Genomic DNA, 16,617 nt, shown 5'->3' with positions numbered 1-16,617 from the left:
CAACGCCTAGAACTCGGGGATGTCGACCTTCTCGTCGCGGGCCGTCGCGAACGCGGCCCGGACCGCCTCGCGCAGGTGCACGGCGCCCGAGTCGATGAGGGTCGTGTAGCCGAGGCGCTTCGCTTCGGCGGCGCGCTGCGGGGCTGACGTGACGCCGCGGATCTCGCCGGCGAGGCTGATCTCGCCGACGGCGGCGAGGCGCGAGTCGAGCGCCTTGTCGCGCCGGGCGCTGGCGACGGCGAGGGCGATGGCAAGGTCGGCACCCGGCTCGGTGAGGCGGATGCCGCCGACCGTCGACACGTACACGTCGTAGGTCGACAGGGCGATGCCGCAGCGTCGCTCGAGCACGGCGAGCAGCATGGCAACGCGGGAGGAGTCAACGCCGTTGACGACGCGACGCGGTTGCGGTGCCGAACTGGCCACGACGAGCGCCTGCACTTCGACGGGCAGCGCGCGCCGACCCTCGAGGGCGATGGCGACGCACGTTCCGCTGACCGGGGCGCTCGCGTGCGAGCGGAACAGCTCGCTCGGGTCAGCGACCTCGGCGATGCCGTCGCCGGTCATCTCGAAGCAACCCACCTCGTCGGTCGGGCCGAAGCGGTTCTTCAGCGCCCGCACGAACCGCAGGCTGGTCTGCCGGTCGCCTTCGAACTGACAGACGACGTCGACGAGGTGTTCCAGCATCCGCGGACCGGCGATCGTGCCGTCTTTCGTGACGTGCCCGACGAGCAGCACCGGCAGCGCGCGCTCTTTCGCGACCCGGATGAGCGTGGCCGCGACCTCGCGCACTTGCGCGACCCCGCCCGCCAACCCGTCGATGAGGGACGAGGCGACCGTCTGCACCGAGTCGACGATGAGCAGGCTCGGGCGCACCTCGTCGAGCTGACCGAGGATCGTGGCGAGGTCGGTCTCGCTGGCGAGGTAGAGGTTCTCGCTCAGCGCCCCCGTGCGGCCGGCGCGCAGCCGCACCTGCGCGACCGACTCTTCCGCGCTGACGTAGAGCACGCGCTGCCCCGAGCGGGCGGCGCGGGCCGCGACCTCGAGCAGCAGCGTCGACTTGCCGACGCCCGGCTCACCCGACAGCAGGATGGCCGCGCCCGGCACCACCCCTCCGCCGAGCACGCGGTCGAACTCGCCGATCGTCGTGGGCGTGTGGCTCTGCTCGCCCTGCTCGACCTCGGTGATGGGGCGGGCGGCGCGCGCCTCGGGGACGCGGGCCGGGGCCGTCTGCCGAGAGGGAGCATCCGCCTCGACGACGGTGCCCCACTGTTGGCACCCGCCGCAGCGGCCGGCCCATTTGAGGGTCGTCCACCCGCACTCGATGCAACGGAAGTTCGCGGTCGTGCGGGCCATGACGATAAGGCTAGGCGGCACCGCCGACATCGGCGCACAGTTCGCGCGCCCGCCGCGAGACGGCCCCCGCAAACGCAGACTCCCACACCCGGTAGCCGCGACGGCTGGGGTGGAACTGGTCCCACCCGAAGTCGGGAAACGAGCCCCAGCCGCGCCGAAACTCGGTGACGCGATGCAGAGGCGCGAGCGCGAGGCCGGCTGCGCGCACGGCGTCGGTGATCGTGCGCGAGATGCGCCGAGCATCCCATTCGCGCTGACCGAAGTGGAAGCAGGGAACGTCGGCGACGATCGCGAGCGTGACCAGGTCGGCGGGTCGACCCCACGTGCGCTCGGCGTCGGCGAGGGCGTCGAGCTGGCGGTCGAGAACGTCGTCGGTGCGGGCGCCGTAGCGGCCGAGGTTCACAACGCGAACCGGCTGGTGTGCCAGGCGCTGCAGCCGGTGGGCGATGAGGCCGATGTAACTGGCGTCGAGGTCCGCGGTGCCGACGCCGAGCGCCGCCGAGTCGCCCAGCGCGACGTACAGAAGCTCACCCGGTTCGTCGGCCCGGCGGCGCCACGCGGCGACGCGGCGACGCACGAACGGGACGCGCGGGTTCCAGGGCACGGTCGGAATCGTATCCGCGCAGACCGGTTTCGACCCGACCGCGCGGCTGTACTACACTCGACCGCGGTGACGTGTCCGAGCGGCCGAAGGTGCAACTCTCGAAAAGTTGTGTAGGGTAACCCCCTACCGTGGGTTCAAATCCCACCGTCACCGCCAGGAGAACCCCCGGTCTACCGGGGGTTTTCTCGTTTTTCGGCGTCCAGGTACGCGGCTACGTCGAACGGCTCGAGTGGCGTGGTGCCGCCCACATATAACGGGTGCCGCGGGTGCCCGGCCTTCGTGGGGGCACCGAGTGACACCCACGAGACGGAGGCTAGCGCGGGCAGCGCCACGACTGCGCCCACGAGGCCCACCAGGTACGGACGCGACTCGACGAGGACACCCCACGCGGCCAGCACGGTCAGCGGGCGGCCGTCGACCCGCTGCGCGATGTGGTGCAGGTTCTGCTCCATCAGTAGGGGATCGCACTCGCGGTGTAATCCCGCCGGGTCGGTCGAGATTTGCGGGTACACGTTCAGCATTACCCAACTGTCGTGCCCGGCCCGCTCGGCGAAGCGGCTGACCCGAGTCACCGTGCGATCCAGCTGGTTTGGCACTGCGGTGCTGGGGTTGACCCCAATGCACACCAGGGGGTTCTCACCTGCAGTGCCGAGCACGTATCGCGAGGCGCCGTCGGGCGACGTCTCCCAGACCCACTCGGACATGTGCATACCCTCTCGCTCGCCGTGAGCCATCGTGCCAAACGCTGCTGCGGCACATCGGGACCTTCGACCCGTGCACACCCCCCGAAAGGGTGACACCGTGGAATCACTCGATCCGGGAACCCGAGCCCGGCCACTCGAGCGATCGACGGGAGGCCCGACGTGGTCGGACTCAACTTCGAGCCCCAGCCGATTACCGCGGTGGCTCTCACGGGCGGCCTGCTCGTCCTGAACGAGGTGCCCCGGCCGCCCGAGCTCACCGTGTCGTGGGTCGCTATCTTCCTCGCCACGAGTGCGGTGTTCTGGACTCTCTTTGCGGCGCAGGCACGGTACTGGTGGGCGGCACTCCCCGCCTCCGTGCTGGCAGCCTCGGGGGCCGCGGCGATCGTCGCGATGATTCCGGACGGTGATCCGCGCGTCGTCGCAGAACCGGTTGCTCGCTACCATCTCGAGTCGGGAGGACACCATGTCTAGCGTCGCCGTTCGCGTCACCCTCGGAATCGCCCTCGCCTTCGCCGGCGTGCTCGGGCTGATTGACCTCTTCGTCGACGGAGCTGACCTCGGGCTCTGGTGGATCGGCGTGCAACTTGGCGCGAGCGCCGTGTTCTGGGTCGCGTTCGCGACCGACCGCGGCTCGTGGTGGGCGGCCATTCCGGGCGCGGTGCTGGCCGCCATCGGCGTGCGGTCGCTGCTGGAACTGTCGGCGAGCATCCCGCAGTGGCGCGAGTTCGTCTTTTTCGCGATCGCGAGTCTCGGATTCTGGGCGGTCGCGGCGACAGCGAGGCGCCGCTGGTGGGCGATCATTCCGGCCGGGATGCTCGTCTCGCTGGGGGCAGCGGACGTCGCCGAACGACTCGTCGGCGACCAGGCGGCCGGCGTCGCCCTCTTCGTGGGCGCGGCCCTCACCTTCGCCGTGCTCGCTCTCGCCCCGGGCGGTCGCGCTCAGCGCTGGGCGTGGTTCCCCGCCATCGGGCTTGCGATCATCGCCGCGATCATCGCGCTGTCGCTCGATGGCATCGAGATCGGCGTGGCCGTCATCTGGCCGATCCTCGTGGTCGTGGGCGGCATCGCAATCGTGGTGAGCGCGCTGCGGTCGCGAAAGTAGAGCGACTCTTAGGCGATTCGCGCGGCGTTGAGCAACGCCTCGGCAGCGCGTCGGAGTCCCGTCATCTCGGTTGTCTTCATGAATTGTCCCGAGTATTCAGCCCGCGTCTTTGCGGCGAGCAATTTGCTGAGGTTACCCGCAAGGGCGGGCTCGACTCGCCTGAGCAAAGCCACCGCTTCTGAGTGATCTCCGGTCGGAGCGTACAGGCCGAGTTTCGCCGCGCACAGGACGTCAGCGGCGGCGATTCCGCTGAGGACCAGTTGTGCGGTGTACGCGTTCATGAACCCTGGATCGCCCGCGAGTGTTTCGGCCGCTTCCCAAAACTCCTCGGCCTTCGCAAGGCGTCGTCGAGCAAGCGCGCGGTCGGCGGGCCGAGTTGGGGTCATTTCTGTCCGATCTGTTGCCTGAACCAGCTATGGTCGCCGAGGAGCGGGATCGCGTCATTGATGAGCTCAGCAAGAAGCGCATCGGTGGGACCAACTTCATGTTCCGTGTACTGCACAACGCGCAGGTCATTGCCGGTCCAGGACCGTACATCGACCACGAGCTCGGCGACGTCGACATCCCACACCTCGTCCGTGGCGTGGGGTTGCACCAGGAGGAGGTCGAGATCACTCGTCGACGTCATGGTGCCACGTGCACCGGACCCGAAAAGTGCGGCGTATAGCGGTGGCGAATTCCAGTTCGCGAGTCGCCCCGTGAGCAGAGTGAGCAGCGTTTCGCGCGCCCGGGCTATCGACGTGATGGCTGGGGCGAGTATGTGATGCGGGTTGAGTCGGAAAACCGAGCGCCCTCCGACGGGCAACTCGTCCACAATGCCCTGGTTGACGAGCCGCCGGATGACGCGCCGCACGCCCTCGTCGCTGCGCGAGCCGACAAGCTCGACGACTTGGCTGATGCTCATCCAGTCGCCCCGGCGAACCAGAGCTGTGAGAACTTCCCCGTCAGCCGTTGGCGTGACGACTTCGAACGGTGACTGCAACTTCATTTGCCAACTATAGTTGGTTTATTCCAGAAATAGTTGGAATAACGGGGTGTTGCTACCACCCGGTCGCGAGCACCCGTTCGACCTGGTCGGCGAAGTAGTCGGCCGACTCGATCGTGACGCACAGCGGCGGCTTGATCTTGAACACGTTCTGGTAGTCGCCGGTCGGCTGCATGATGACGCCGAGCTCGCGCAGGCGGTCGCAGATCAGCGCGGTTTCCTCCGTCGCGGGCTCCAACGTCGACCGGTCGCGCACCAGCTCAAGACCCATGTAGAGGCCCGAGCCGTGCACGGCGCCGATGATCGGGTGCTGCTCCATGAGGGCCTCGAGACGGCGGCGCAGGTGCTGGCCCACCCGCCATGCGTTCTGCTGCAGGCCCTCGTTCTCGATCACGTCGAGCACCGCCATGCCGATCACCGACGACACGGGCGAGCCTCCGGTGGAGGCGAAGAAGTAGCCGCCGGTGCGGTACTGGTCGGCGATCGCCCGCGTCGTGATGACCGCGCCGACCGGGTGGCCCGAGCCCACCGACTTGGCGACCGCAACGATGTCGGGCACGACCCCCTGCTGCTCGTGCCCCCAGAACCAGCCGCCGAGCCGGCCGTAGCCGACCTGCACCTCGTCGGCGATGACGACTCCGCCGTGGCGGCGCACGGCGTCGTACACCTGCGCGAGATAGCCCTCGGGCAGGGGAACGCCGCCGGCGTTGCCGAAGTAGGGCTCGCAGATGAACCCGGCGGGGGGCCGGCCGCTGTCGGCGAGGGCGTCGATGACGGCCACCGCCTCGGGGGCGTAGCGGTGAGCATCCGCCCCTCGGTGTGTGCCGCGGTAGGAGTTCGCCGCGTCGACCGTGTGCACCCAGTCGGGGCGCGTCTCGAGCGCGTTGGGGTTGTCGGCGATCGACGTCGAGACCGCATCGCTCGCGTACGTCCAGCCGTGGTACGCCTCGCGCATGGCGACGATGTCGCGCCGCCCGGTCGCCGCCATCGCGAGGCGAATGGCGAGGTCGGTCGCCTCCGAGCCCGAGTTCACGAAGAACACCGTGTCGAGGTGCTCGGGCAGCAGGGAGGCGATGCGCTCGGCGTACTCGGCGATCGCCGCGTAGTGGAAGCGCGAGTTCGTGTTCAGCAGCCGCATCTGCCGGTGCGCCGCCTCAACGACGTGCGGGTGCGCGTGCCCGACCGAGGTGACGTTATTCAGCATGTCGAGGTACACGCGGCCGTCGACGTCGACGAGGTACTCGCGCCAGCCGCGCTCAATCTGCGGGGGAGTCGCGTAGTAGTGCTCCTGCACCTCGGCGAGCACGCGCTCGCGGCGCGCCAGCATCGCCGCAGAATCGGGATGCGCGCCCGCGTCGCCCTCGCCCGCCACGTCAGCGACGTGGCCGGCCAGCCCGAGCGCCTCGAGGGCGTCGCCGACGACGGCGCGCCACCCGTCGGCGTAGGCCGCCTCGACGAGCGGGGGAGCCGCGGGCGCACCCTCCGGGCGCCGGGTCACCTGGATGCGCGTGCGGGCTGGCAACATCGGCTCCGGTCCGAGGCCTCCCGCCGCCGTGAACTCCAGAGCCTCACCCCCGCCGTGCACGACGAGCGCGTCGCCGTCGCGAGTGACCGAGCCCAGCACCGGGGTCGGCTCCGCCAGCCACAGGGTGACGCCCGTCGGAATCGTTGCGGGGGCGGAGGGTGTGCGCGCCGGCGCCCCGGTGAGGATTGGACGCCAGGGGGGCAGGAACGCCACGTCGGACCCCGTGTCGAACGCGGCGAAAGCGGCGTTGTCGAGGGTGCCCGCGTGCATCCAGGCGCCCTCGTCGTTCAGGGGCGCGACGGTGCCCGCGTCGAGCGCCGTGGGCGACGTGAACGGTGGCAGGGGCGACGCGTCGGGCCCGCTCCCGGGGGCCGCGACCGGCAGTCCGAGCGCGCGGCGCACCACCTGCGCCATCACCTCCGGCGGCACCGACGCCGCCCGCTCGAGCACGCGGTACTCACGGTCGAGGGCGCCGCTCGCGTACTCGTTCGCCGAGTCGAGGCGCACCTGCTCGCGCCCACTCAAGACGAGCACGGCGCCGCGCAGCGTGACGAGCGCCCACAGCGCATCGGCCTCGTGCTCGCCGAGCGGCCGCAGCGCGTGGAAGGCCCGTATTGCGGGCAGCGTCGTCGCAGGGGAGGCGCCGTCGTGGTGCAGTACCGACGACAGCGTGGTGGCCAGTTCGCCGACCGCCCACGATGCGGCCACGTCGCCGAAGTCGATGACGGCGTCGGGCAGGCGCCCGCCCGGCGGCCGCAGCATGTTGTCGTCGGTGATGTCGAAGTGCCCGGCCTGCACAGGCAGCTGCTCGGCGAGCGGCGCGAGCACGCGCAGCGCGGGCTCGCGCGCGGCGATGATGGTCGCGCGCACATCGGCGTCGGGTTCGCGCGGCAGCAGCAGCTCGATGACACGCTCGGCGTGCCGCAGATCCCACTGCAACACGCGGCTCTCGGCCGGGTCGTGGAAGTCGGCGAGCGCAACACTCACCCGCCCCGACAGTTCGCCCATGCGCGCGACGATGTCGGGCGCGAGGTAGGTCGAACCGGTCAGCGTCGACCCGGCGATGTTCTCGATCACGCGGGCGTGGATGCGCCCCTCGCTCGACGGCCACCACGCCGCCATCGCGCCGCGCGACCCGGCGACCAGTCTCGGGATGCGCAGAGCGGGCTGCCGCTCAGCCACCTGCGCGGCCGCCGCATCCTGCATCGCGATCTCGGCCTCGCTGAAGGCGGGGTTGCTCAGCTTCAGCACCCCGAGCGGTGTCGACTCGCCGCGGGGGAAGACGCGGAAGTTCTGGTCCTGCTGGCTGCCGAGGGGCTGCAGGTCGACGTCGAGACCAAAGTGCTGGGCGAATAGTCGCGTGACCTCGTCGGCCCCGAGGGTGGGTGTGGGTAGCTCAACCTGCGTGAAGTAGTCGAAGAGAGTGTCCGACACCCGTGGCTCCTTTGCTTGGCCCCCGCGGCATCAGTTTATGCCGGGTCACCGCGGGGCAATCGCCCAGCGCTGCCCCCTACCGTGATCGCATGACCGGCGCTCTCACATCCATTCCGTTGACCATGCTTGACGGTCGCGCGACGACCTTCGGCGAGTTCGCCGACAACGTCGTACTCGTCGTGAACGTCGCCTCGCGGTGCGGGTTCACGCCGCAGTATCAGCAACTCGAAGAGCTGCAGAAGCGCTACGCCGGCCGCGGCTTCACCGTGCTCGGGATGCCCTCGAACCAGTTCCTGCAGGAGCTGTCGAGCGAGGACAAGATCGCCGAATACTGCAGCACCACCTGGGGTGTCACCTTCCCCATGACCGAGAAGGTAAAGGTGAACGGCGGCAAGCGCCACCCGCTGTACGCCGAGCTCGTGCAGGCGAAGGATGGTGTCGGACTCGTCGGCCCCGTCGCGTGGAACTTCGAGAAGTTCCTCGTGCTGCCGAACGGTGAGATTCACCGCTTCCGGTCGACGACAGCCCCCGACGACGAGGCGATCGTGTCGCTCATCGAGGCGAACCTGCCGCGGTAGTCGGCGCGAACGCTACCGGGCCGCGAGCCACTCCCGCGCCGCGGTCACGTCGGACATGTCGATGCCGTGCCCGCCAGCGCGAATGTGACGCTCGACGTGCGCCCCGTGCGACTCGGCCACGCGCACAAGCTGCTCGACGCTCGCCGTCGGCGCCATCGGGTCGGCTGCTCCATTGAGCAGCATGAGCTCAACGCTCGACGCGTCGCCGATCGGGTCGCGGTCGCCGAACGGGTACATGCCGCTGAACGCGATCACCCGCTGCAGCGTGTCCGGGTGAAGCAGGGCGGCCGCGGTACCGATGTTCGCGCCGTTCGAGAACCCGACGGCCGTGATCGGAGCATCCTGGATGCTGTACTGCTCGCGGGCCGCCCGGATGAACGCGGCCAGTTCCTGCGCACGCGCGATCACGTCGTCCACGTCGAACACGCCCTCCGCGACCCGCGCGAACCACCGCGTCATGCCGTGTTCTCTCACCCGACCTCGCGGCGAGATGACACCGGCCGTCGGGTCGAGGTGCTGCGCAAGGGTGGCCACCTCGGTCTCGTTCCCGCCCGTACCGTGGAGGGTCAGCAGGTAGTGGGATGCGCCCTCCCCCGGCTCGCGCACGAGGTGCGGCCAGTCGGCGAGCTGCGCGCTCATGCGGCCACCCCGGGATTGTTCTCGTCGGGGATGCGGATCGGCGCGACGGTGTTCTCGATCGCCTCGCGCGAGGGCTCGAGCCACGGCGGCAGCTTCAGCGAGCGGCCGAGCTCCAGCAGCGGCTCGTCGATGTCGAATCCGGGGGTGTCGGTGGCGATCTCGAACAGCACGCCGCCCGGCTCGCGGAAGTAGATCGATGTGAAGTACTGACGGTCGAGGATCTGCGTGACCTGGTGGCCGCGCTCGGTGAGTTCCTGGCGCCACGCCTCCTGCGTCTCCTGATCGGGTACGCGGAAGGCGATGTGGTGCACCGTACCGCCGGCGGTGAGGCCCTGGGCGGCGAGACCTGACGAGATCACGTCGACGAGGGTGCCCGGAGCGCCCGAGCCGGCCGCGAGGCGGGTGCGGTTGCCCTCTTCCTCGACCACGCGCATCCCGAGGTCATTGACCATGAGCTCGACCGTCTTGGTGCTGTCGCGCACGGTGAGCACGCTCGAGTGCTGGCCGCGGATGGCGTACTCGGCGGGCACGCTCGCCGAATCCCACGGGTCGCGCGGGTCGTCTGCGTGGGTGGCGACGAGCTCGATCTGCAGCCCGTCGGGGTCGGTGACGAGCAGGCGCTCCTCGTCGGAGGAGGTGCTCGTGATGCGGCCTTCGACGCCGATCTGCGCGAAGTGTTCGGTCCACCAGCCGAGGCTGCCGGCGGGCACGCTGAACGCGGTCGAGGTCGACTGGCCGGCGCCGATGCGGCCGCCGGGGACCCCGCGCCACGGGAAGAACGTCATGAGCGAGCCGGGGCGGCCCGCCTCGTCGCCGTAATAGAGGTGGTAGGTGCCGGGGTCGTCGAAGTTCACCGTCTTCTTGACCAGTCGCAGGCCGAGCCCGGTGATGTAGAAGTCGATGTTCTTCTGCGGGTCGCCGGCGATGGCGGTGACGTGGTGCAGACCTTCGGTTGTCGCGGTCATGGTGCGCTCCTCACGCTTGTTGCATGATGCATGATATCCATGCAAACGCATAAACCGCCGGGATATTCCCGGCGGACGATCAGACGCGCGCCGTGACCGTGGATGCTCGGGGCGCGTCTGCGACGACGCGCACCACGGGGGGCACGCGCGCGAGCAGGAAGACGAGCGTGCCGACCGTGATGAACGCGACCACGATCATCCCGACGAAGAAGAAGACGCTCGCGTAGCCGGTGTCGGGGTTGAGGAACGGGTAGGGCACCCATCCGTCGGTGGCATCCCGCACGAGGACGACCGTGACCCAGACGGTGGGGTAGACGAGCACCCAGCCGAGGCGCTTCAGGGAGAGGCGCACGCGGTCGGAGGCGAGCAGCCAGTCGGCCGCGCCCGCGATCGGCGTGACGTAGTGCAGGACCGTGTTGGCCCAGCCGACGGGTACCCCGCCCTCGGCGCCGAGTGGAGCGAGCAGTGTGACGTAGACGATGCCGACGATGACGATGAACGTGGTGGCGATGGCCCGCAGCAGGGTCCGGCCCGCCGATGGTCGGCGGCCCTGGAGGATGCGCGCCGCCGCCCACACCCACACGGCGGCGATGAAGAGGTTCGACTGGATGGTGAAGAAGCCGAAGAAGTTGAGGGGGTTGACGGGGCCGCGCTCGGCGGCGTCGAGGAACGTCGCGGTCACGGCGGCGACGGTGAGGCCGACGAGGGCGAGTCGGATGATCGCGATGAGCGCGCCCGCGGGCGTGGGTCGTGCGGGCGGCAACGTCGTCATTGGCGTCCTTGGGGTGGCGCGGCTACATCGCGCGGGGTGGGGTGGGGTGGGTGGTGCGGGGATTATCTCATTCCATCACGCGTCGAGTCGTCTGCACAGGCTGAACCGGGCATCCGTTCAGGCTGAACGCTTAGCGTGCCCGTGTGAATCAGCCCGCCCGCGACCTGTTCGGCGCGCTGCGCCGCAAGCGCGAGCTCGTTGAGTACTGCGCCACGATCGTTGTGCAGTCGCCGGTGACGAAGCTCGACGCCCTGTCGATCGTGGCCCTCGCGGTGGATGCTCCCGTCGAGAACCAGCGCACCATGCGCCCCTTCGTGCCGCTCGACGAGGGCGCCTGGGTCGAGATCGAGGTTCCGAAGTTCGGCGAGCCTCCGCCGCTCGCGATCGATGTGTATTCGTCGGTGAGTCACGACCATGCGGCGTTGCACGCGCTGACCCTCATGGCGAGGCTCGAGGAGTACACGGGGTGGAGGATCCGCCCCGACTTCGCTCTGTAGGTCGTCTGCATTCCCGTTGCTCGCGGTGAGACGTGCAGTTTCCCCGCGTGTTGGCGGGTAGATGTTAGCCCCCCAGTCCCTTCCAAAGACGCGGAAACCCGAACCGAATCCCCGTCCATCCCCTTCCAGAATCTCGGGAACGCGAAACGCATCTCGATCTGCGCTTCCGAAACGGCGGAGATGCGAAGGCCTCTCTGTTACGGAATGATGATGGAGATTCGTTTTACCGCGTCTTTGGAAGGCGGTGGAGGGGGTAGGGGTTGGTCCGAGCCGAGCCGAGCCGAGCCGAGCCGAGCCGAGCCGAGCCGAGCCGAGCCGAGCCGAGCCGAGCCGAGCCGAGCCGAGCCGAGCCGGAACCTACGGCGTCAGGCGCGTCGGCCCGCGGAACAGGTACGTCGTCTCGCGGATCGACGAGAGCCCCAGCATGAGCATCAGCACGCGCGCAAGGCCCATGCCGAAACCTCCGTGCGGGGGCACGCCGTAGCGGAAGAAGTCGAGGTAGAACTCGAGCTCCTCCGGCTCCAGGCCCTTCTCCCGCGCCTGCTCGATCAGCACGTCGACGCGGTGCTCGCGCTGCGCGCCCGTCGAAATCTCCACCCCGTTGAACAGCAGGTCGTAGCTGTTCGTGAGCGACGCATCCCCCTCGTGACGCATGTGGTAGAACGGCCGAATCGTCGAGTCGTAGTCGGTCACGAACACGAAGTCGCTGCCGTGGTTCGCCTTCACCCACGCCGACAGGCGCCGCTCCGCCTCCGGGTCGAGGTCGCCATCGGCGCGCGGAATCTCATAACCACCCTCGGCCACGATGCGGCGCGCCTCGGCAAGGGGGATGCGCGGGAACGGCACCGACGGAACCGCAAGTTCCACCCCGAACGCCTCCTCGATCGCCGCGCCGCGCTTCGCGACAACGGCACCGAAGGCAGCAGCGAGCGCCTCCTCGTGCATCCGCATGACGTCCTCGTGCGAGCTGACCCAGCTGATCTCGGCGTCGATCGACGTGAACTCGGTGGCATGGCGCGACGTGAACGACGGGTCGGCGCGGAACGCCGGAGCGATCTCGAACACCTTCCCGAATCCCGCCGGCTGCGCCATCTGCTTGAAGAACTGTGGGCTCTGCGCCAGATACGCGGTGCCCTCGAAGTAGCCCAACTCGAACAGTTCGGCGCGGCTCTCCGACGCGCTCGCCATCAGCTTCGGGGTGTGAATCTCGATGTAGTCGTTGTCGACGAAGTACGTGCGCAGCGCGTGCTCGAACGTCGTCTGCACGCGGAAAATCAGGTTCGCCTCGGGGCGGCGCAGGTCGAGGAAGCGCCAGTCGAGACGCTTGTCGAGGCTCGAGTCCTCCGCGATCGGAGTCTCGGGCAGCGCCTCGCTCTCCACCGTCAGCGAGCCGATCTTCACCTCGAGCCCTCCGAGCTTCACGCGCTCGTCATGCTTCAGGTCACCCGAAACGCGCACCATCGTGCCGTGCGCAAGCCCCCCGATCGTCTCGGTCAGAGCCGCTGCCGACCGCTCGGCGTCGCTCGCGTCCTCGCCGAGGTCGCGCGTCGCCGGGTTCACGAGCTGCACGACACCGGTCTCGTCGCGCAGGATGACGAACTGTACTTTCTTCTGATCGCGAACCGTCTCGACCCATCCGGCGACCTCCACGGGGCCGTCAGGAAGCGGGGATAGGTGCGCGATCAAGGTGCGGGTCATAACGCCCGAGTCTATCGGCGCGAAACCGGGCTAATCCGCCCCGCCTAGACTGGCCGAATGCCCGCCGATGTCATCCACCTGGTGCGCCACGGCGAAGTCGAGAACCCGAAGCGCATCCTCTACGGCCGCCTCGAGGGCTACGGCCTCAGCGAGCTCGGCCACCGCATGGCGGAAGCATCCGCGCGGTCGCTGGGCGGGCATCCGATCACCGCACTGTACAGCTCGCCCCTGCAGCGCACGCGCGAATCCGCTGCGCCGTGGACCGCCGCCTTCGGGCTCGAGCCGCACATCGACGAGCGCCTCATTGAGCCCGCCAACCGATTCGAGGGCAAGCGCATGGACCGGGCGACGCTCATGAATCCCAAGAACTGGCCGTGGATGGTGAACCCCGCCCGCCCCAGCTGGGGCGAGGCGTTCGCGTCGATTGCGACCCGGATGCTCGCCGCCATGACCGACGCCCACCAGCGCACCGAGGGTGGCGAAGTCGTCATGGTCAGCCACCAGCTGCCCATCTGGATGGCCCACCGCGCCGTCGCGGGTAAGCGCCTGGCCCACGACCCACGGGCGCGACGGTGCGCCCTGTCGAGCATCACCAGCTTTGCCTGGCGCGACGGCGCCTTCACTGAGATCGACTATCAGGATCCCGGGGCAGAATTGGGGAAAACACCCATCGACCTCGGAGCCGTGTGACCACCAATCTCCGCACCCCCCGACACCGACGCCCGTTCCGCACCGTTGCCGCCGTGGCCGCCCTCGGCGCCCTCGTCGCGCTTGCCGGGTGCACGACCGAAGATGGCGACCGACTCGCGAGCCAGTTCCGCGAAGGCACCGGCCAGGGCTACATCTCGGGCGACGGCGCCTACACCGTCATCGCCGAAGCCGACCGCACCGAGCCGGTCACCTTCGAGGGCGTCGTCGAGTCGGGTGAGACGATCTCGAGCGACGACTTGCTCGGCCAGGTCGTCGTCGTCAACTTCTGGTACGCGGCCTGCCCGCCGTGCCGCGTTGAAGCGCCCGACCTCGAGGCCATCTGGCAAGAGTTCGAGTCGCAGGGCGTGCAGTTCGTGGGCGTGAACATTCGCGACGGCCTCGGCACCGCCATCACCTTCGCCGACGAGTTCGGCATTACCTACCCCTCGATCCTCGACCGCGACGACGCCGCCGTGCGGCTCGCGTTTGCCGGCCAGGTGGCCCCCAACGCGGTGCCGACGACCCTCGTCGTCGACCAGGAGGGCCGCGTGGCCGCGCGCATTTCGGGGCTGCTCACCGAGCCCTCGACGCTGCGGGCCATGATTCGCGACACCCTCGCCGAAGCCGAGAGCTAGGACTCCGCCGTGGTGAATCCCGTCGGCGAAATCGTGCTGAGCGGCAACCTGCTGCTCGCGATGCCGATCGCGCTGGCCGCGGGCTTCCTCGCGTTTGCGTCCCCGTGCGTCCTGCCGCTCGTGCCCGGCTATCTCGCCTACGTCGGGGGCTTCACGCGCCCCGTCGAGAACCGGCGAGAACGCAGCCGGCTGCTGCTCGGCGTGAGCCTGTTCATCCTCGGGTTCAGCGTCGTCTTTGTCGCATTCTCGATCGTGTTCGCGACCGCGGGCCTCCTGCTGCAGTCGCGCCTCGACCTGATCACCCGTATCGCCGGTGTCGTCGTGATCCTCATGGGCCTTGTCTTCATTGGCCAGGTGTCGTTCTTGCAACGCACGGTGCGGCCGAAACTGACGGCGGCCGCGGGCCTCGGCGGGGCCCCCGTGCTCGGCATCGTCTTTGGCCTCGGTTGGGTGCCCTGCATCGGGCCGACCCTCATCGCCGTGAACGCGCTCGTCATCAACGAGGGCGACATCGGCCGCGCGGCCCTCATCGGCCTGCTGTACTGTCTCGGCCTCGGTGTGCCGTTCCTGCTGCTCGCCTTCGGGTTCCGCTGGGCGACCGGCGCGGCCGACTGGCTGAAGCGCAACGTGCGCGTCATCAACCTCATCGGGGGAGGCTTGCTCATCGCCATCGGCGTCGCCATGGTGACGGGCCTGTGGTCCCTCTTCGTCTCGAGCCTGGGATCGGTGATCGGTGGAACCGTTACGCCCCTTTGACTACGACGACGGCAGCGCCCCCACGGGCACCGCCGAGCGCACCGACCGCGCGAGCGGCGACGGGCCCACGCAGCCGCGGCTCGGCGTCGTCGGGTGGGGCCGCTTCCTGTGGCGCCAGCTGACCAGCATGCGCACGGCGCTCGTGCTGCTGCTGTTGCTCGCGGTCGCCGCCATTCCGGGGTCGCTCGTTCCGCAGCGCTCGTCGAACCCGAACGGCGTCGTGCGGTTCCGTCGCGACGACCCCGAGCTGTTCGAGATTCTTGACGCCCTGCAGCTGTTCGACACGTTCACGTCGGTGTGGTTCAGCGCCATCTACCTGCTGCTCTTCGTCTCGCTCATCGGCTGCATCATTCCCCGCACGGCGCACCACTGGAAGGCGCTGCGCTCGCGCCCGCCGAAAACGCCGGCGCGCCTGAATCGCCTGGTCGGCTATCGCGAGGCGGATGCTCCCGGTTCCGTCGAGGACGCTCTCGCGGCCGGCGAGGCGGTGCTGCGCCGTCAGCGCTTCCGCGTCGAGCGCTACGGAAACTCGCTGTCGGCCGAGCGCGGTTACCTGCGCGAGACGGGCAACCTCGTGTTCCACGTCGCGCTCATTGGCGTGCTCGGCACTGTGGGTCTTGCCGGTGGTTTCGGCTACAACGGCCAGAAGGTCATCGTCGAGGGTCAAACCTTCGTCAACCAGTTGACCACCTACGACTCGTTCTCGGCGAGCCGCTTCTTCAGCGACGCTCGCCTTGACCCGTTCTCGATGCGACTGGACGAGTTTGACGCGGTCTTCGAGGCGGCACTGGATGAGACCCGGGGCACGCTCATCGCGCAGCCGCTCGACTACACCGCGTCGGTGACGATCACCGAGGCGGATGGCGAGAGCGTTCAGCGCGACATCAAGGTCAACGCTCCCATCGACATCGCCGGCGTGCGCGCATACCTGCTCGGCAACGGCTTCGCCCCGGTGATCACGGTGCGCAATGCCGACGGCGATGTCGTCTTCGACGAGTCGGTGGCGTTCCTTCCGCAGGACAGCAACCTCACGAGCCTCGGCATCATCAAGGTGCCCGACGGCTTGCCCGACCAGGTCGGCATGATCGGCTTCTTCTATCCGTCGGCGATCCAGCTCGACAGCGGAGCCCTGGCGAGCATTTGGCCGCAGCCCGACAACCCCGTGGTCACCCTGAACCTGTTCGTCGGCGACCTCGGCCTCGACGACGGCGTGCCCCGCAGCGCCTACGCGCTCGATGTCGACGATCTCGAGCAGTTGACGGGCGGCGAGACGGGCAACGACTCGATCATCCTGGGCCTCGGGCAGAGCGCCGAGTTGCCGAACGGCTGGGGCACGGTCGAGTTCACCGCCCTGCCGCGCTTCGTCTCGATCGATTTCCATCACGACCCGACGCAGGCGGGGGTGCTCATCTCGAGCGTGCTGGCTATTGCCGGGCTCATCGTGAGCCTGTTCGTGCCGCGTCGGCGCATGTGGATCGCCGCGGAGGAGGGGGCCGACGGCCAGGGCGTGCGCCTGCGGTACGCCGGTCTCGCGCGCGGAGACGACCCCAACCTCGATGACGCGGTCGAGCGCCTCGCCACCGAACATCTCGAGGGTCTCGGCGGAGCACTCGGCCCCGCCGACGAGCCAGCCCTCGCCCCGGCATCGTCACAGTAACCGCGAATTACCATGGAGTCGTG

18 protein-coding genes and 1 tRNA gene are annotated in these 16,617 nt (G+C 69.1%); 9 read left to right on the top strand and 10 right to left on the bottom strand.

What is annotated here, in order from left to right:
• Positions 1-6: 6 nt before the first annotated feature.
• Positions 7-1,353: a DNA repair protein RadA gene (radA, locus tag EV140_RS06680; protein WP_130282288.1), complete on the bottom strand. Its 1,347-nt coding sequence runs from the start codon at positions 1,351-1,353 to the stop codon at positions 7-9.
• A 10-nt stretch (positions 1,354-1,363) separates the two neighbouring features.
• Positions 1,364-1,957 (bottom strand): SGNH/GDSL hydrolase family protein, encoded by a 594-nt coding sequence (locus EV140_RS06675; protein WP_130282286.1) that lies wholly within the window; start codon positions 1,955-1,957, stop codon positions 1,364-1,366.
• A gap of 65 nt (positions 1,958-2,022) precedes the next feature.
• Here EV140_RS06675 and EV140_RS06670 point away from each other — a divergent pair.
• Positions 2,023-2,113 (top strand) — tRNA-Ser (locus EV140_RS06670).
• A 14-nt stretch (positions 2,114-2,127) separates the two neighbouring features.
• Here the strand turns inward: EV140_RS06670 and EV140_RS13235 are convergent.
• Positions 2,128-2,661, bottom strand: coding sequence for a DUF1643 domain-containing protein (locus EV140_RS13235; protein WP_157985622.1), 534 nt, complete (start codon positions 2,659-2,661; stop codon positions 2,128-2,130).
• Positions 2,662-2,820: 159 nt separating this feature from the next.
• Here EV140_RS13235 and EV140_RS13230 point away from each other — a divergent pair, with 159 nt between their 5' ends.
• Together EV140_RS13230 and EV140_RS13225 are read left to right on the top strand one after the other, a co-directional pair.
• Positions 2,821-3,132 (top strand): hypothetical protein, encoded by a 312-nt coding sequence (locus tag EV140_RS13230; protein WP_157985621.1) that lies wholly within the window; start codon positions 2,821-2,823, stop codon positions 3,130-3,132.
• A complete protein-coding gene (locus tag EV140_RS13225) occupies positions 3,125-3,763 on the top strand; it encodes a hypothetical protein (protein ID WP_157985620.1) in 639 nt (212 codons plus the stop codon). The genes EV140_RS13230 and EV140_RS13225 overlap by 8 nt, the downstream gene beginning before the upstream one ends.
• A gap of 8 nt (positions 3,764-3,771) precedes the next feature.
• Here the strand turns inward: EV140_RS13225 and EV140_RS06655 are convergent, their stop codons facing one another.
• The 3 genes from EV140_RS06655 to EV140_RS06645 form a co-directional block, all read right to left on the bottom strand.
• Positions 3,772-4,044 carry a hypothetical protein gene (locus EV140_RS06655; protein WP_130282280.1) on the bottom strand — a complete coding sequence of 91 codons (273 nt, stop codon included), beginning with the start codon at positions 4,042-4,044 and terminating at the stop codon, positions 3,772-3,774.
• 101 nt (positions 4,045-4,145) lie between these two features.
• A complete protein-coding gene (locus EV140_RS06650; RefSeq protein WP_096423161.1) occupies positions 4,146-4,751 on the bottom strand; it encodes a nucleotidyltransferase domain-containing protein in 606 nt (201 codons plus the stop codon).
• A 52-nt stretch (positions 4,752-4,803) separates the two neighbouring features.
• Complete coding sequence (locus tag EV140_RS06645; RefSeq protein WP_130282278.1) at positions 4,804-7,707, bottom strand: aminotransferase; 2,904 nt, start codon at positions 7,705-7,707, stop codon at positions 4,804-4,806.
• An 89-nt stretch (positions 7,708-7,796) separates the two neighbouring features.
• On the opposite strand from EV140_RS06645, the gene EV140_RS06640 reads away from it, so the two are divergent.
• A complete protein-coding gene (locus tag EV140_RS06640) occupies positions 7,797-8,285 on the top strand; it encodes a glutathione peroxidase (RefSeq protein WP_130282276.1) in 489 nt (162 codons plus the stop codon).
• Positions 8,286-8,297: 12 nt separating this feature from the next.
• Here EV140_RS06640 and EV140_RS06635 read toward each other — a convergent pair whose 3' ends face one another.
• The 3 genes from EV140_RS06635 to EV140_RS06625 all read right to left on the bottom strand — a co-directional run bounded on the left by EV140_RS06635 (position 8,298) and on the right by EV140_RS06625 (position 10,661).
• Entirely contained in the window at positions 8,298-8,924 is a 627-nt protein-coding gene (locus EV140_RS06635; protein ID WP_130282274.1) for an alpha/beta hydrolase, read from the bottom strand.
• Positions 8,921-9,889, bottom strand: a complete 969-nt coding sequence (locus EV140_RS06630) for a ring-cleaving dioxygenase (RefSeq protein WP_130282272.1) — start codon at positions 9,887-9,889, stop codon at positions 8,921-8,923. The genes EV140_RS06635 and EV140_RS06630 overlap by 4 nt, the downstream gene beginning before the upstream one ends.
• A gap of 79 nt (positions 9,890-9,968) precedes the next feature.
• The gene (locus EV140_RS06625) at positions 9,969-10,661 is read right to left on the bottom strand and encodes a Pr6Pr family membrane protein (RefSeq protein ID WP_130282270.1); all 693 of its coding nucleotides are present in this window, start codon (positions 10,659-10,661) and stop codon (positions 9,969-9,971) included.
• Between the two features lie 143 nt (positions 10,662-10,804).
• Between EV140_RS06625 and EV140_RS06620 the strand changes: the two genes are divergently transcribed.
• On the top strand, positions 10,805-11,158 hold the full coding sequence (locus EV140_RS06620; RefSeq protein WP_130282268.1) for a hypothetical protein: 354 nt from the start codon (positions 10,805-10,807) through the stop codon (positions 11,156-11,158).
• A 357-nt stretch (positions 11,159-11,515) separates the two neighbouring features.
• On the opposite strand, the gene aspS is transcribed toward EV140_RS06620, so the two are convergent.
• Positions 11,516-12,856 (bottom strand): aspartate--tRNA(Asn) ligase, encoded by a 1,341-nt coding sequence (gene aspS / locus EV140_RS06615; protein ID WP_130282266.1) that lies wholly within the window; start codon positions 12,854-12,856, stop codon positions 11,516-11,518.
• A 57-nt stretch (positions 12,857-12,913) separates the two neighbouring features.
• Between aspS and EV140_RS06610 the strand changes: the two genes are divergently transcribed.
• The 4 genes from EV140_RS06610 to resB are packed head-to-tail and all read left to right on the top strand — an operon-like array spanning position 12,914 to position 16,594.
• The gene (locus tag EV140_RS06610) at positions 12,914-13,546 is read left to right on the top strand and encodes a histidine phosphatase family protein (RefSeq protein WP_130282264.1); all 633 of its coding nucleotides are present in this window, start codon (positions 12,914-12,916) and stop codon (positions 13,544-13,546) included.
• Positions 13,543-14,181: a TlpA family protein disulfide reductase gene (locus EV140_RS06605; protein WP_130282262.1), complete on the top strand. Its 639-nt coding sequence runs from the start codon at positions 13,543-13,545 to the stop codon at positions 14,179-14,181. Before EV140_RS06610 ends, EV140_RS06605 begins: the two co-directional genes overlap by 4 nt.
• Before the next feature lie 12 nt (positions 14,182-14,193).
• Entirely contained in the window at positions 14,194-14,937 is a 744-nt protein-coding gene (locus tag EV140_RS06600; RefSeq protein WP_130282504.1) for a cytochrome c biogenesis CcdA family protein, read from the top strand.
• A complete protein-coding gene (gene resB, locus EV140_RS06595) occupies positions 14,915-16,594 on the top strand; it encodes a cytochrome c biogenesis protein ResB (protein WP_241971332.1) in 1,680 nt (559 codons plus the stop codon). Before EV140_RS06600 ends, resB begins: the two co-directional genes overlap by 23 nt.
• Positions 16,595-16,617 lie beyond the last annotated feature (23 nt).

This window comes from Microcella alkaliphila (assembly GCF_004216855.1).
GTDB classification, from domain to species: domain Bacteria; phylum Actinomycetota; class Actinomycetes; order Actinomycetales; family Microbacteriaceae; genus Microcella; species Microcella alkaliphila.
The sequence above is the reverse complement of the archived record's forward strand: the minus strand, read 5'-3'. Positions and strand labels throughout refer to the sequence as shown.